Consider the following 14645-nt stretch of genomic DNA (forward strand, 5'->3'; position numbering starts at 1 on the left):
CCGGACAGGCGGTCCCACCCCTGCCACATTCACGTCATGTTAATACCTTGTCCCGGTCCTGCCCGAGCCACGGCTGCGGTCCACATCCGTCTTGAGGCCCGCCCGGGTCAGGAGATGGAATATGAAGGCCGCAACCCGCAAGGCAGTGACTGCCGGAAGCACGTTCTGCGTCGCTCTCGGCATCGGATTTGTGATGCAATACGGCGATGCGCTTGCATCGCGTCTTGGTGTCGATGAACCGATCGGCGGCCCGGCCGACCGTTTCGCCGACGTGAAACCCATCGTGAATACGGGTGACATCGTTGCCGTTCCGTCGTTCATGACGCTCCACACGCCAGCGGACTCGGTGGAACTGGCTGCGATCCCGCGGGAAATGGTCGTGCCGGTGATGCAGATGCCGGGTCTGTCCTTCGACGCCCCGGACACAGCACCGACCGCAGTCAGGACCGACGCATTGACGACGACGCCGATGCTGGCCGCCCCAAAGGCCGACCTTTGCAGTCCGGTGATGACAGCCACCGCCCAGCCGATGGCGATGGTTCGCCTGACGCTTGCGGATGCGTGCCAACTGTCGGCACCGGTCACGATTCACCATCAGGGCATGATGTTCAGCGCCATGACCGACGCTGACGGCCTGCTGACCGTCGACGTGCCGGCGCTGGCCCGCGACGCGCTGTTCATGGCCGACTTCAAGGCCGGGTCAGGTGCCGAGGCTTCGGTGCAGGTGCCTGATCTCTCGGACTTCGACAGAGCCGTCCTGCAATGGCAGGGCGACGACGGCATGCAACTGCATGCGCTGGAATTCGGCGCGGGCTATGACGATGCGGGTCACATCTGGGCGGCATCGGTCGGCAAGGTCGATCTGGCGGCGGCCGGCACCGGTGGTGTGCTGACATCGCTTGGCGATGGCACCGTCAGCAATGCGCTGCGGGCCGAGGTCTATACCTATCCCACCGGTCGGTCGGCGCGTGACGGCCAGATCGTCCTGAACGTCGAGGCCGAGATCACCAGCGGAAATTGCGGTCGCGACGTGGCAGCCCAAAGCATCCAGATCGGGCCGTATCATCCGGCTGACGCCGTCGACCTGACGATGACGATGCCGGGTTGTGATGCGATTGGAGAATTTCTTGTGTTGAATAATATGTTCGCGGACCTGACACTCGCGGCGAAATGACGCCAGACCGAAGATCCCGCCGTTCATCAATTTCGCGCAGTGCGGCAGGGAGACTTGCCGCACTGTTGCTGTGTGCAAGTCCCGTCACGGCACAGGAGGTGACGATCACCTCTGCTCAGGGCAATCTGACACTGACCGGACGCATCGCCGGCTTCGACGGCACCTATCTCGACATCGAATCGCCATACGGGCCACTGTCGGTCATCTACGCCGACGTCACATGCGACGGGGCGGCCTGCCCGGACCCCTTGACCTGGATTCCGCACCTGCGCCTGTCGGGCGAACCGCGCCTTGCCAGCCTGCTGCTGCCTGCGCTGTTCGAGGGCTACGCCCGAGAGGCCGGACTGACGCTGGCGCAATCAGACGCGGGCGATGGAGAGCTATCGTTGCTGATGTCGGACGCGACGCAGGTGACGGTGCTTAGGATCAGCCTGCGCAGCAGCAAAAGCGCCGAGGCATTTGCCGATCTTCTGACATACGACGCCGATGTGGCGCTGACCTTCCGCGAACCGCTGCCCGCCGAACGGACACGGGCGGCCGAGGTCGGGATCACGCTGCCCGGTCCGGCGGGTGGCAGCATTGTCCTCGGAGGAGAGGCGCTGGTTCCCATCGTATCGCCGCTGAACCCGATGCGGACGGCCGACCCTGCCAAGCTGATCGGAGCCTTCACCGGTCGGATCACCGACTGGACCGATATGGGGCAATCAGCCGCGCCAATGACGCTGCACCTCGGACCGGACGGTGACGGACAGGCGGATGCGTTTCTTGCAATGTTGCCGGGCACCCCCTCTGCCCGAATCATCCGCCATGCCGATGCAGAGGCGCTGGCGAGTGCAGTGGCCGCCGACCCGGCCGCACTCGGCATCACGGCCCTCAATGCCGCGGGTGTCGCGCAGGCGGTCGGCTTGCGCGATGCCTGCGGACTGACGGCAGCCCCGGTGCTGCGCGGGATCAAGACCCATGACTATCCGCTGACGACGCCGGCTTTCGCCTTTATCCGGTCCGAGCGCCAGCCGGCGATCGTTGGTGAGTTCCTCGCCTGGCTGCGCAGTCCGTCGGCGCAACTTATCGTCCGGCGGGCCGGCTTGGCGGACCAGGGCGTCGTGCCGATCACGCTGGACGATCAGGGCGAGAGGTTCGCCCATGCCATCACAATCGCGGGGCGCGATACGTCGCTGCGCGATCTGCAGGGCATGGTCGCGATGATGCACGCCCGTGTCCGGGTGTCGCTGACGTTCCGGTTTGCCAATGGCTCCACCACGCTCGATGCCGCGTCGGCGGCGAACTTGCGGCTCTTGGCTCACGACATTCGCAACGGGGTCTATGCCGGAAGAGAAGTCTTGCTGATCGGTTTCAGCGATGGTGAGGGGCCGGCCATGGAAAACCGCGACCTCTCCGTCGCCCGTGCGTTGGCGATCGAGAGCGCCTTGCTGACGTTGCTGGGCGACCTGCCCGACGATGTGCGCATCGGCACGACCGGGTTCGGAGAGGCACTGCCGATAGGATGCGACGACACGCCCTGGGGTCGGCAGATGAACCGCCGGGTCGAGGTCTGGGTCGGCGACTAAAGCAGCCCCTCGGCCCGGAACGACAATTCGCGCGACTTGCCGATGATGAGGTGATCGTGGACGGCGATCCCGAGCGCGCGCGCCGCCGCCTCGATCTGCGCTGTCATGGTGATATCGGCCTGCGACGGCGTCGGATCCCCGGAGGGGTGGTTGTGAACCAGGATCAGCGACGCGGCCTTCAACTCCAGCCCGCGCTTGACGACCTCGCGCGGATAGACGGGCACATGGTCGATGGTGCCACGCGCCTGCTCTTCGTCAGCGATCAGCGTGTTCTTGGTGTCGAGGTAGAGGATGCGGAACTGCTCCGTCTCTCGGTGCGCCATGACCGTGTGACAGTAGTCCAGCAGTGCGTCCCAACTGCTGACCACATGACGGGCCATGACCTTGCTGCGCGCCATGCGATGCGCCGCCGCCTCCACGATCTTGAGTTCGGTGATGACGGCGTCACCGACGCCCCTGACCTGTTTCAGGGCCGATACGGTCGCCGAGACGACACGGTTGAAGTCGCCGAAGTGGTCGATCAGATCGCGCGCCAGCGGTTTGACGTCCTGACGGGGGATGGCGCGAAACAGCACCAGTTCCAGCAGTTCGTAATCCGGCAAGGCACCAGCCCCACCCGAAAGGAACCTGTCGCGCAACCGCTGACGATGATCCTTGATATAGGACGGCAGCCGTCCCGTCATTATCGGCGACTCCGACGCCTCGTCCGGGGCGGGAGTGAAAAGGGGCAGGGCTTCCTGAAAGGCGTCGGTCATGATCACAATCATGGACCACAGATGATGAAAAAAGGATTAAATCGCGTCCACGCTTGTAGCGCTGGATAGAACCTCTAGGTGAGAGACGTAACCAGAGGGACCGTTTCGTGACGAACGCACTGCACTATTTCACCTGGTCCTTTGCTGTGACTGTTCTGGGCTTGATCCTCGCGACCGTTCTCGGATTTACCCTGCATGGCGGCGTGCCCGGTGCCTTGCAATTTCTGATGATCGGCAGCGTGCTTGCCGTGTTGGAAATCAGCCTGTCCTTCGACAATGCCATCGTGAACGCCAATACGCTGAAGAGGATGTCGGAGGTCTGGCAGCGGCGGTTCCTGACCTGGGGCATCTTGATCGCCGTCTTCGGGATGCGGTTGGTCTTTCCCCTGCTGATCGTCGTCGTGGCGGCCGGAATCGGCCCGTGGGAGGCACTGCACCTGTCCGTGACCGAACCCGAGCGTTATGCCGAGATCATCGAAGGCGCGCACGTGTCCATTGTGGGATTTGGCGGCGCTTTTCTGATGATGGTGGGGCTGCGGTTCTTCTTTGACGAGGACAAGGAAGTGCACTGGATTGCGCCGATCGAACGGTTCGTCGTTCGCTTTTCGGGCATTCGCGGGATCGAGATGGCGGTGGTCCTGTCCGCCATGCTGGTCGTCGCAATGCTGCTGCCCGCGGAAGAGCTTGGCACCTTCCTTTTTGCCGGCGTGCTGGGGCTGCTCACGTATCTTGCAGTCGATGTCATTGGCTACCTGCTCGATTCCACCGATCAGGTCATCGACGGCGTCGCCAAGGCCGGGCTTGGGGCATTCCTTTATCTGGAAGTACTGGATGCGTCGTTCAGCTTTGACGGGGTCATCGGGGCCTTCGCGCTGACGCAGGATCTGCTGTTGATCGCGATCGGTCTGGGAATCGGGGCCATGTATGTCCGGTCCATGACGATCATGCTGGTCGAAAAAGGCACCTTGGCCGAGTTCCGTTACCTGGAACACGGGGCGTTCTGGTCGATCCTCGTCCTGTCTTTCATCATGTTCGCCCAGACGATGATCGAAGTGCCGGAATACGTCACGGGCCTGCTGGGGGCGAGCTTTATCGGTGCGTCGCTCTGGTCCTCGTTGAAGGTTCGCAAATTGATAAGGTCCCCGGCCTGACCGGGGACCCTCATTAGGCTTCCTGTCGATGTCCGTGCGATGTCTCCACATGACCGACAGACACAGCCCTAGCCCTTCATCGAATCCCAGAAACCCTTGACCGACTTGAAGAAGCTCGACCCCTGCGGGTTGTTCTCCTTTGACAGCGTCCCGAATTCCTTGAGGATTTCGCGCTGGCGCGAGGTCAGGTTCACCGGAGTCTCGACCTGAAGTTCGATGAACATGTCACCGGCTGGGCCGCCGCGCAGGGCAGGCATCCCCTTGCCGCGCAGGCGCATCTGGCGGCCCGACTGGCTGCCTTCGGGGATCTTCACACGGGACCGACCGCCGTCGATAGTCGGCACCTCGATCTCTCCTCCCAGTGCTGCGTCAGCGATGCTGACAGGCACCCGGCAGAACAGGTTCGACGCTTCGCGTTCGAACAGCGAATGATCCGCGACCTCGATGAAGATATAGAGATCGCCTGCCGGTCCGCCGCGCATCCCGGCCTCGCCCTCACCGGCGAGCCTGATGCGCGTGCCGGTTTCGACACCGGCGGGGATGTTGACCGAAAGCGACTTCTCTTTCTCGACCCGCCCGGCCCCATGGCAGACGTGGCAAGGGTTCTTGATCGTCTGGCCGACGCCGTTACAGGTCGGGCAGGTGCGTTCGACGGTAAAGAAGCCCTGCTGCGCGCGCACCTTGCCCATGCCCGAACAGGTCGGGCAGGTCACGGGTTCGGACCCGTCGTCGGCCCCCGTGCCCTTGCAGTTGCCGCACTGCACGGCGGTCGGCACATTGATGGTCTTGGCCAGGCCGGTAAAGGCGTCTTCCAGCTTGACCCGCAGGTTATAGCGCAGGTCGTTGCCGCGCGCTGCACGGGGTCGCCCGGCACCGCCGCGCTGCCCGCCCATGAAATCGCCGAACAGATCGTCGAAGACGTCCGAGAACGCGGATGCAAAATCGGGGTTGCCCTGTGGGCCACCCGGCCGACGACCGCCACCGCCGCCACCCATGCCGCCATCGAACGCTGCATGACCGAAGCGATCATAGGCCGCCTTCTTGTCGGCATCCTTCAGCACTTCATAGGCCTCGTTGGCCTCCTTGAACTGCTCTTCGGCCTTGGGGTTGTCAGAATTGCGGTCGGGGTGAAGTTCCTTCGCCTTCTGGCGATAGGCCTTCTTGATCTCGTCCGCTGCGGCACCTTTCTTGAGGCCCAGCGTTTCGTAATAGTCGCGTTTTGCCATTGTCACGGTTCCCCCTTGGGAATGGAAAAAGACCGGCCCGGTTGAAGGGGCCGGTCCATCCCGTCAGGCGGATGCCTTACTTGTTGCGCTTGTCGTCGTCGAGGTCCTCGAAGTCGGCATCGAGGATGTCATCCTCGTCAGCACCCTTCGGTTCGCGATCGCCGCCGTCTTCCGCATCCTGACTCGCCTTGTAGATCGCCTCGCCCAGTTTCATCGCGGACTCCGTGACGTTCTGGATGCCCGACTTGATCTTGTCGACGTTGTCGTTCTCAAGCTCGTCCTTCAGCGCGGCAATGGCCAGTTCGATCGCCTCGATGGTGGTCGGGTCGACCTTGGACGCGTGCTCTTCCATCGACTTTTCGGTCGAGTGGATCAGGCTTTCGGCCTGATTGCGGGCCTCGACCAGGGCGCGGCGCTGCTTGTCGGCGTCGGCATTCGCCTCGGCGTCCTTGACCATCGCCTCGATGTCCTCGTCCGACAGACCGCCAGAGGCCTGGATCGTGATGTTCTGTTCCTTGCCGGTGCCCTTGTCCTTGGCCCCGACGGACACGATGCCGTTGGCGTCGATGTCGAACGTCACCTCGATCTGCGGCATGCCGCGCAGCGCCGGCGGGATGCCTTCCAGATTGAACTGGCCCAGCATCTTGTTGTCGGCGGCCATCTCCCGCTCACCCTGGAAGACGCGCAGGGTCACGGCGTTCTGGTTGTCCTCGGCGGTCGAGAACGTCTGCGACTTCTTCGTCGGGATCGTCGTGTTGCGGTCGATCAGGCGGGTAAACACACCGCCCAGCGTCTCGATCCCCAGCGACAGGGGGGTCACGTCCAGCAGCACGACATCCTTGACGTCGCCTTGGAGCACACCGGCCTGGATGGCCGCACCCAGCGCCACGACCTCATCGGGATTCACGCCCTGATGCGGTTCCTTGCCGAAGAACTTCGACACTTCTTCCTTGACCTTGGGCATGCGGGTCATGCCGCCGACAAGGACGACTTCGTCGATGTCGCCGACCGAAAGGCCGGCATCCTTCAGCGCGGCCTGGCACGGCTTGATCGAAGCCTTGATCAGATCGCCGACCAGGCTTTCCAGCTTGGCGCGGGTCAGTTTCATGACCATGTGCAGCGGCTGGCCGTTGGAGCCCATCGAGATGAACGGCTGGTTGATCTCGGTCGAGGAGGAGGAAGACAGCTCGATCTTGGCCTTTTCGGCAGCTTCCTTCAGACGCTGAAGCGCCATCTTGTCCTTGGTCAGATCGACCTGGTTTTCCTTTTTGAACTCGTCAGCCAGATAGTTGACGATGCGCATGTCGAAGTCTTCGCCACCGAGGAAGGTGTCGCCGTTGGTGGACTTCACCTCGAACAGGCCGTCGTCGATTTCCAGGATCGTGACGTCGAAGGTACCGCCGCCAAGGTCATAGACCGCGATCGTCTTGGTGTCCTTCTTGTCGAGGCCGTAGGCCAGTGCGGCCGCCGTCGGTTCGTTGATGATGCGCAGCACTTCCAGACCGGCGATCTTGCCGGCGTCCTTGGTCGCCTGACGCTGGGCGTCGTTGAAGTAGGCGGGCACGGTGATGACGGCCTGCGTGACCTCTTCGCCCAGATACGATTCAGCGGTTTCCTTCATCTTGCCGAGGATGAAGGCGGAAATCTGGGACGGGGAATACCGTTCGCCACGGGATTCGACCCATGCGTCGCCGTTTCCGCCGTTCACGACGGTATAGGGCATGTTCTTCTTGTCCTTTGCCAGAAGCGGATCGTCGAAACGACGGCCGATCAGACGCTTGACGGCAAAGATGGTGTTTTCCGGGTTGGTGACGGCCTGACGCTTGGCAGGCTGGCCGACAAGGCGCTCGTCTTCCGTGAAGGCGACGATCGACGGCGTGGTGCGGGCACCTTCGCTGTTTTCGATCACGCGGGGTTTGCTGCCATCCATGATGGCGATGCAGGAGTTGGTCGTACCGAGGTCGATGCCGATGACTTTGGCCATTTTCAGATCCCTTATACTTCAGGCGATGTGAGAGGCGCAGACCCGTTGCGGCACCTGCGCCCGTTTTCATTGGAGCAAGGCAGGCATGTCCTGCCCCGGCTGTCTGGCGTATATAGGGAGGGGGTTTGGCACCTGCAACAGGCCGCGGCAGGCCAGATCCGCGATTTTTAGCGATCTAATGCGCGTCCAGGGTGCAGCAGCCCGTCTGTACCGTGTTGCCGTCCGGAGCCTGGTTGAACAGCATCGCCTGCCAGCCGAAGGAACGGTCGCTCATGCCGTCGGAACAGGCCCCGCGCATGACGATCAGGTTGCGGGTCAGCGTCGGGCCTTCGTCGAATATCGCAAGGTAGCCTTGCGGGGCGGTGGCCTCTGTCGTCAGGGTCAGGTCGCGGCGGCCTTCCGGCGTCAGGTATTCGTCGCCGCCGGGCAACAGGGCAAGGGTCCAGAACGGTTCAGTGCCGCTGCAGACAAACGGGCGAGGCATGCCATCGGCGGCATTGTGACCGCTGCGGGCCAGAAAACGCATGGCGACCCAGCCATTTCCCTCGCCCGTGCCGACGCGGCCCCATTTACCGTCGGTCGACACCTCCAGCACTTCGATATTTAGGTCTTGCGGCCCGAAGCTGCCGATGATCGGGCTGGCTGCGGTCGCGTCGGACCTGATATTCAGCACATCGTCGGCAGCGACGCCTGTGACGGTGAACGCATCCGGAAAATCCTGCGCCGCGACGCTGCCCGCCCAAAGCATCAGGACAAGCAGCAGGCGCATCACCGGGCCGCGTTCCAGCTGACAGAGGCGTGGCGGCGGGCATAGAATTCGCCAAGCAGACCGATCATCAAAAGCGCGAGTGCCACGTAAACCGGATAGGTCGGAGAGCTGAAATGCGGTGTGTAATTCAGGAACACGTCGCCGCGCATCTGATCGATGCAGTGAAACAGCGGGTTCCAGTTGAAGATGGCCAGCATGGATGCGGGCAGCGTATTCGCGAGAAACATCTTGCCCGACGCGATCATGTTGATCCGGCCATAGATCGAACTGCCGATGCGTGTCACCTCGGGGGCCCAGGGTTTGATTCCCAGAAAGATCATCCCGACCGCCACCCCCGAGAACCAGGCGATCATGAACATCTCCATCGCGCCGATGGGATTGTCGATGACGACGGGTTTGTAGGCGACATGGTAGATGAACAGGATCACGACGATGGACAGGAATTGCAGGTAAAGCGATGACAGCGCAGCCGCGCAGATCGATATCGCGGTCGACATCGGGGCGTGCTGCATCATCGCGGACGCTGGCCCTTCGGATGACACGATCGACGTCATGGCCTTGGTGTGGGCCATGTAAAGAAAGATTCCGGTCATGATGTAGAGCAGGTAGTCACCCCGCACCGCCGCACCGCGTAATCCCAGCAGGGCGAACATGGCATAGAAGGACACGATCATCAGCACGGTCTGAAAGATGTTCAGGATGAGGCCGACCAATGCGTTGCGGTGGTTCTTGCGAATGTCGCGTACGGCGCTGTAATAGATCAGCTCTGCCATGCCGAGCACGGTGCGCGTGCGTGATTTGGGGGTCTGCACCTGGAACATTCGTCGCTGCCTTATCCTGCCTTGACGCGATGATATCACGGCTTGTCATGCCATGAAATTCTTGCCGTTCGCTTTACGCCGCAGCATAAGGTCGAAAGGGGCGGAATTTCAATCAATTCACGGTATGGCCCGCAATGACGGAGAGAATGTGACAATGGACTTCAAGAATCTGATGGATGTCATGCGCCGGCTGTCGCTCGAAGCGGGTGACCGCATCATGGAAATCTACGATTCCCCCGACTTCGACGTGCGGTCCAAAAGCGACAACAGCCCCGTCACCGCGGCCGACGAAGCCGCCGACGCGATCATCAGCGCAGGACTGCGCGCGGCCTTCCCCGACGTGGCGCTGGTGACAGAGGAGCAGGCGGCCTCTCACAAGGTGCAGGCGACCACGTTTCTGATCGTCGATCCGTTGGATGGCACCAAGGAATTCATCAAGCGACGCGGTGACTTCACGGTGAACATCGCCTATGTCGTGGACGGCGCACCGATCCGCGGTGTCGTCTACGCGCCCGCCAAGGGCCGGCTGTTCTATACCGACGCCGACGGCCAGTCGGTCGAGGAAACCGGGCCCTTCGCCAAGGACGCCGTGGGCGAGGTGGAACCGATTTCGGTCATGCAGAACCCGGACAACAATGCGCTGATGGTCGTTGCGTCCAAATCGCACCGCGACCAGGCGACGGACGACTACATCGACCTTTATCTGGTCAAGGACATGAAAAGCGCGGGTTCCTCGCTGAAATTCTGCCTGATCGCGACAGGAGAGGCGGACCTCTATCCCCGGCTTGGCCGCACGATGGAATGGGACACCGCCGCCGGGCATGCGGTCCTGACGGGAGCGGGCGGCCATGTCGTGCGCTTTGATACCCACGCGCCGCTGACCTACGGCAAGGACGGTTACGCCAACCCGTTCTTCGTCGCCCATGCTCCCGGTGTCACGTTGCAAAAGTCCTGATGGCCGTCCTCATCGTCATTCCGGCGCGCTATGCCTCGACCCGCTATCCGGGCAAGCCGCTTGTCGCGCTGCGCGGTGCGGGCGGCGAGGCGAAGACATTGATCCGCCGTAGCTGGGACGCGGCGATGCAGGTGGACGGTGTGGACCGCGTCGTTATCGCCACCGACGACGACCGCATCCGCGAGGCGGCCGAAGCGTTCGGCGCAGAGGTGGTGATGACGCCAGAGGCCTGTGCCAACGGCACCGAACGCTGCGCCGCCGCCATCGACGCGCTGGGCGAGACGTTCGAGATCGTCGTCAACCTTCAGGGCGACGCGCCGCTGACGCCCGCCTGGTTCATATCCGACCTTGTCGCCGGTCTTCGCGCGCGTCCCGATGTGGATGCCGCAACGCCTGTTCTGCGCACCGAAGGACGTGCCTTGCGCGGCTTCCTGGAAGACCGCCGCGCGGGGCGTGTCGGCGGCACGACCGCTGTCTTCGGGGCGCGGATGAACGCGCTCTACTTCTCGAAAGAGGTCATTCCTTATACGGGCAAGACCTATGCCGACGATGCCGAGACGCCGGTCTTTCACCACGTCGGTGTCTATGCCTACCGTCCCGATGCGCTGCGGACCTATGGCACCTGGCCTGTCGGCCCGCTCGAGACACTTGAGGGGTTGGAGCAGTTGCGGTTTCTGGAGCAGGGGCAGCCGGTCCTGTGCGTCGAAGTGGACGCCAAGGGCCGCCAGTTCTGGGAATTGAACAACCCCGAAGACGTGGCCCGCATCGAGGTGATGTTGAAGGACATGGGGTCCGCGTGATGCAGGCCGCCAGCGTCATCGTTGTCAGCAACGGACGCCCGGAGGCCTTGCGACGCTGCCTTCTGGGGCTGTTACAGATCGACCATCCGGCCTGCGAAATCATCGTGGTCGCGGATGCCCTGTCGCGACCGGCCATTGCCGCCAGCGGTCTGGCGGACGTCATCAAGACCGTTGCATGTGACCGGCCAAACATCTCGGCCGCGCGAAATGCGGGTCTGGCCGTGGCGGCAGGCGATATCGTCGCCTTCATCGACGATGACGCCGTGCCGGAACCGACTTGGCTGTCGCACCTGACGGCACCCTTTGCGGATGCGGCGGTCCAGGCGTCAGGCGGGTTCGTGCGGGCGCGCAATGGGATCACGTTCCAGTGGCGGGCGCGGCTGGCCTTTGGCGATGCCACCACGACGGGGATCGAGGTCGATGATCGGCAACCGACCCTGATGGCCGCAGGACCGGGCCGCGCGGTCAAGACCGAAGGCACCAACATGGCGATCCGCCGCGACACGCTGGCAGCACTCGGCGGTTTTGACGAGGCGTTCGCCTTCTACCTCGATGAAACGGACGTGAACCTGCGGCTGGCGGCGCAGTCCGCGACGACGGCGATCGTGCCGTTGGCGCAGGTCCATCACGGCTTTGCCCCCAGCCCCCGGCGGCGGGCCGACCGCGTGCCGCGCGATCTGTTTGAAATCGGCGCGAGCCTTGCGGTCTTTCTGCGCAAGCACGGACCTGCGGTGCAGCCGACACCGCATGTGCCGCGCGCCGACCAACGCCGGCGGCTTCTTGCACATATGGTTGCGGGGCGGCTGATGCCCGGCGATGTCGGGCGGTTGCTGCGGACCTTCGACGCCGGTTGGCGCGATGGCATGACAAGGCGATTGGCGCAGCATCCCCCTTTGACGGAAGAGCCTGTCGCATTCCTTCCGTTTCCGACCCGCGTAAGCCCGCACCGGATGATCGGCGCGCGGTTCTGGCAGCGCGCCAGGGCCGAAGCTCAGGCAGCGCAGGTCGTGGCCGATGGCGGCGTCGCCACGCTGCTGGTTCTGTCGCCGACAAGTCTGTTTCACCACTGTCAGTTCACGCCCGCCGGCGTCTGGGATCAGACCGGCGGCCAGTTCGGCAAATCCGATCGAACCGATCCGCCATTCCGGCTTTGGCGTGCCGCCGCGCGTCGTGACCGCGAATATGCGCGGATCATGGCGGTCCGGGTGCCGCAAGGGCACGATTTGGCCATATCGTCCGAAAACAACTGACCTGCGTCTTGGTTTGTTCGCAAACGTGGCGTAGGAGACCACTGACAACGGGACGATCCGTAGCGAGAGCAAGAGGCTTACATGCGCAGCAAGGTGACGAAGGCCGTCTTTCCAGTGGCTGGTCTGGGAACACGGTTCCTGCCTGCGACAAAATCGGTTCCAAAAGAGATCATGACATTGGTGGATCGCCCGCTGATCCAATACGCGATCGACGAGGCGCGGGCGGCCGGTATCACGGAATTCATTTTCGTCACGGCGCGCGGCAAATCCGCGCTGGAAGACTATTTCGATCTCGCCCCCGATCTGGAACATACCCTGCGCAAGGCCGGAAAGGACGATCTGCTGGAGGTGCTGAAAAGCACCAACATGGACAGCGGTGCCATCGCCTACATCCGCCAGCACAAGGCGATGGGGCTGGGCCACGCGGTCTGGTGCGCCCGTCGCCTGATCGGAAACGAACCCTTTGCCGTCATGCTGCCCGACGACGTAATCGCGGGTGAAAAGCCCTGCCTGCAGCAGATGGTCGAAGCCTACGAGGAAACCGGCGGTGCGATGGTTGCTGCGATGGAAGTCGCACCCGACCGCACCTCTTCCTACGGCGTGCTGGATATCGAATCCACGACCGGCCCCATCGTCAAGGCCAAGGGCATGGTCGAGAAACCTGCCGCTGGCACGGCACCGTCGAACCTTGCGGTGATTGGGCGCTATATCCTGACGCCAAAGGTGCTGCAAAACCTCAACAAAATCGACCGCGGCGCCGGTGGCGAGGTGCAGTTGACCGACGCCATCGCGATGGAGATCGAACAGGGCCGCGACGTGTTCGGCTACAAGTTCGAGGGGCAGCGCTATGACTGCGGGTCCAAGGCTGGTTATCTTCAGGCGACTGTCGCCTTCGCGCTCGATCACCCAGAGCTGCGCAGCGAATTTCAGGCCTATCTGACGGACCTGCTGGCACAACGTCACGCCGCGCAATAGGGCTGCATGCCACCGGCGCGCCTTCTTGATGTCAGCCGCCTTGCGTCCCGCGCAGGGCAGGTCGCGACGGGGGTCGAGCTGGCCTATCTGCGGGCGCTGACTGCCGACGGAGCGACGCCGGTGTTCGGCCTGTGCCGGACGGCGCTGGGCTTTGTCCTGCTGGACCGGTTCGGGCTGCTGGCCTTGGGGCAAGCCTTTTCCACGCGGGATTTTCCAAAGCCCGATATCCTGTCACGCCTGAACCGCAGGCTGTCGGGCCCGGCCCGTCTGGGGCAAAGTTTCGTGCGTCGGCAAGCGGTTGCGCGATCAACGCGGGGTCGGTTGAAACGACTGCTGCGGCGGATGCCTGCGGGGTTCACCTATCTGAATGTCGGGCACAGCAACCTGACAGCGCCGATCTGTCGCGCGGTCAAGGCGCAGCCGGACGCCAGGATCGCGGTGCTGATCCACGACACCATCCCGCTGGACTGGCCGGACATGCAGCGGCCCGGGACGGTTGCGCAGTTCAAGGCCAGGCTGGCGGTTGCGCGCAAGTTCGCGGACCGGATCATCTGCACATCGGATGCCTGCGCCAGCGACGTCCGGCGAACCATGGCGGGGACCGTGCCTCCCATCGTCGTGGCGCACCTTGGCGTCGATATGCCGCGCCCGGCAGAGGAGGAGGTTCTCATCGGCCTCATGCCGCTGCGACCCTACTTCGTGATGCTTGGCACGATTGAGCCGCGCAAGAACCATGCCCTCTTGCTGGACATCTGGGAAAATTGGGGTCCGGGCGCGCCCGAGCTTCTGATCTGCGGCGGTCGGGGTTGGGGCAATGCGGACGTCTTTGCCCGGCTCGACGCCGGTGTGCCGCATGTGAAAGAAGTGGCGAACCTGACGGATCGCGCCATCGCGGCGCTGCTGTCGGGGTCCAAAGGCCTGCTGTTTCCGTCGTTTGCCGAAGGTTTCGGCCTGCCCCCGCTGGAGGCGGCCGCGCTGGGCGTGCCGGTCATCTGTGCCGATCTGGCCGCATGTCGCGAATTACTTGGAGACTGGGCCGTTTACGTGAACGCGCAAGACCGGTATTCATGGACAAAAGAAATAACGAGGCTGATGCAGACGACACCGCAGGACCGCGAGGGCAGCCTTGTTCCGCCCGACTGGTCCGCACATTTTAGAACTGCGTTAGCGGGTTTCTGATATGCGGAGTGCAGACTGGACGGCAGGAAAAAGGGACA

The 14645-nt window shown here is 63.1% G+C and carries 13 protein-coding genes; 8 read left to right on the plus strand and 5 right to left on the minus strand.

Annotated elements, in window-relative coordinates; all coding sequences use genetic code 11:
- The first annotated feature begins 121 nt into the window (after window positions 1-121).
- Window positions 122-1174 (plus strand): hypothetical protein, encoded by a 1053-nt coding sequence (locus tag ACOI1H_RS01040; protein WP_422434857.1) that lies wholly within the window; start codon window positions 122-124, stop codon window positions 1172-1174.
- A gap of 65 nt (window positions 1175-1239) precedes the next feature.
- On the plus strand, window positions 1240-2742 hold the full coding sequence (locus ACOI1H_RS01045) for an OmpA family protein (protein ID WP_422434858.1): 1503 nt from the start codon (window positions 1240-1242) through the stop codon (window positions 2740-2742).
- Here the strand turns inward: ACOI1H_RS01045 and radC are convergent.
- On the minus strand, window positions 2739-3497 hold the full coding sequence (gene radC / locus ACOI1H_RS01050) for a RadC family protein (RefSeq protein ID WP_422434859.1): 759 nt from the start codon (window positions 3495-3497) through the stop codon (window positions 2739-2741). The two genes, ACOI1H_RS01045 and radC, sit on opposite strands and share 4 nt — an antisense overlap.
- A gap of 107 nt (window positions 3498-3604) precedes the next feature.
- Here radC and ACOI1H_RS01055 point away from each other — a divergent pair, with 107 nt between their 5' ends.
- A complete protein-coding gene (locus ACOI1H_RS01055) occupies window positions 3605-4648 on the plus strand; it encodes a DUF475 domain-containing protein (protein ID WP_422434860.1) in 1044 nt (347 codons plus the stop codon).
- 68 nt (window positions 4649-4716) lie between these two features.
- On the opposite strand, the gene dnaJ is transcribed toward ACOI1H_RS01055, so the two are convergent.
- The 4 genes from dnaJ to ACOI1H_RS01075 all read right to left on the minus strand — a co-directional run bounded on the left by dnaJ (window position 4717) and on the right by ACOI1H_RS01075 (window position 9448).
- On the minus strand, window positions 4717-5874 hold the full coding sequence (gene dnaJ / locus ACOI1H_RS01060; RefSeq protein ID WP_422434861.1) for a molecular chaperone DnaJ: 1158 nt from the start codon (window positions 5872-5874) through the stop codon (window positions 4717-4719).
- A 76-nt stretch (window positions 5875-5950) separates the two neighbouring features.
- Window positions 5951-7858, minus strand: coding sequence for a molecular chaperone DnaK (gene dnaK, locus ACOI1H_RS01065; RefSeq protein ID WP_422434862.1), 1908 nt, complete (start codon window positions 7856-7858; stop codon window positions 5951-5953).
- 175 nt (window positions 7859-8033) lie between these two features.
- The gene (locus ACOI1H_RS01070) at window positions 8034-8627 is read right to left on the minus strand and encodes a hypothetical protein (protein ID WP_422434863.1); all 594 of its coding nucleotides are present in this window, start codon (window positions 8625-8627) and stop codon (window positions 8034-8036) included.
- The gene (locus ACOI1H_RS01075; protein WP_422434864.1) at window positions 8627-9448 is read right to left on the minus strand and encodes an ABC transporter permease; all 822 of its coding nucleotides are present in this window, start codon (window positions 9446-9448) and stop codon (window positions 8627-8629) included. The genes ACOI1H_RS01070 and ACOI1H_RS01075 overlap by 1 nt, the downstream gene beginning before the upstream one ends.
- Window positions 9449-9602: 154 nt before the next feature.
- On the opposite strand from ACOI1H_RS01075, the gene cysQ reads away from it, so the two are divergent.
- The 5 genes from cysQ to ACOI1H_RS01100 all read left to right on the plus strand — a co-directional run bounded on the left by cysQ (window position 9603) and on the right by ACOI1H_RS01100 (window position 14607).
- Entirely contained in the window at window positions 9603-10403 is an 801-nt protein-coding gene (gene cysQ / locus ACOI1H_RS01080; protein ID WP_422434865.1) for a 3'(2'),5'-bisphosphate nucleotidase CysQ, read from the plus strand.
- A complete protein-coding gene (locus ACOI1H_RS01085; RefSeq protein ID WP_422434866.1) occupies window positions 10403-11203 on the plus strand; it encodes a 3-deoxy-manno-octulosonate cytidylyltransferase in 801 nt (266 codons plus the stop codon). Before cysQ ends, ACOI1H_RS01085 begins: the two co-directional genes overlap by 1 nt.
- Window positions 11203-12453 carry a glycosyltransferase family 2 protein gene (locus ACOI1H_RS01090; RefSeq protein ID WP_422434886.1) on the plus strand — a complete coding sequence of 417 codons (1251 nt, stop codon included), beginning with the start codon at window positions 11203-11205 and terminating at the stop codon, window positions 12451-12453. The genes ACOI1H_RS01085 and ACOI1H_RS01090 overlap by 1 nt, the downstream gene beginning before the upstream one ends.
- Window positions 12454-12534: 81 nt before the next feature.
- Window positions 12535-13428, plus strand: coding sequence for a UTP--glucose-1-phosphate uridylyltransferase GalU (galU, locus tag ACOI1H_RS01095; RefSeq protein WP_422434867.1), 894 nt, complete (start codon window positions 12535-12537; stop codon window positions 13426-13428).
- Window positions 13429-13434: 6 nt separating this feature from the next.
- On the plus strand, window positions 13435-14607 hold the full coding sequence (locus ACOI1H_RS01100; RefSeq protein WP_422434868.1) for a glycosyltransferase family 4 protein: 1173 nt from the start codon (window positions 13435-13437) through the stop codon (window positions 14605-14607).
- Window positions 14608-14645: the final 38 nt, after the last annotated feature.

This window comes from Loktanella sp. DJP18 (assembly GCF_049310965.1).
In the GTDB taxonomy this organism is placed as follows: domain Bacteria; phylum Pseudomonadota; class Alphaproteobacteria; order Rhodobacterales; family Rhodobacteraceae; genus Loktanella.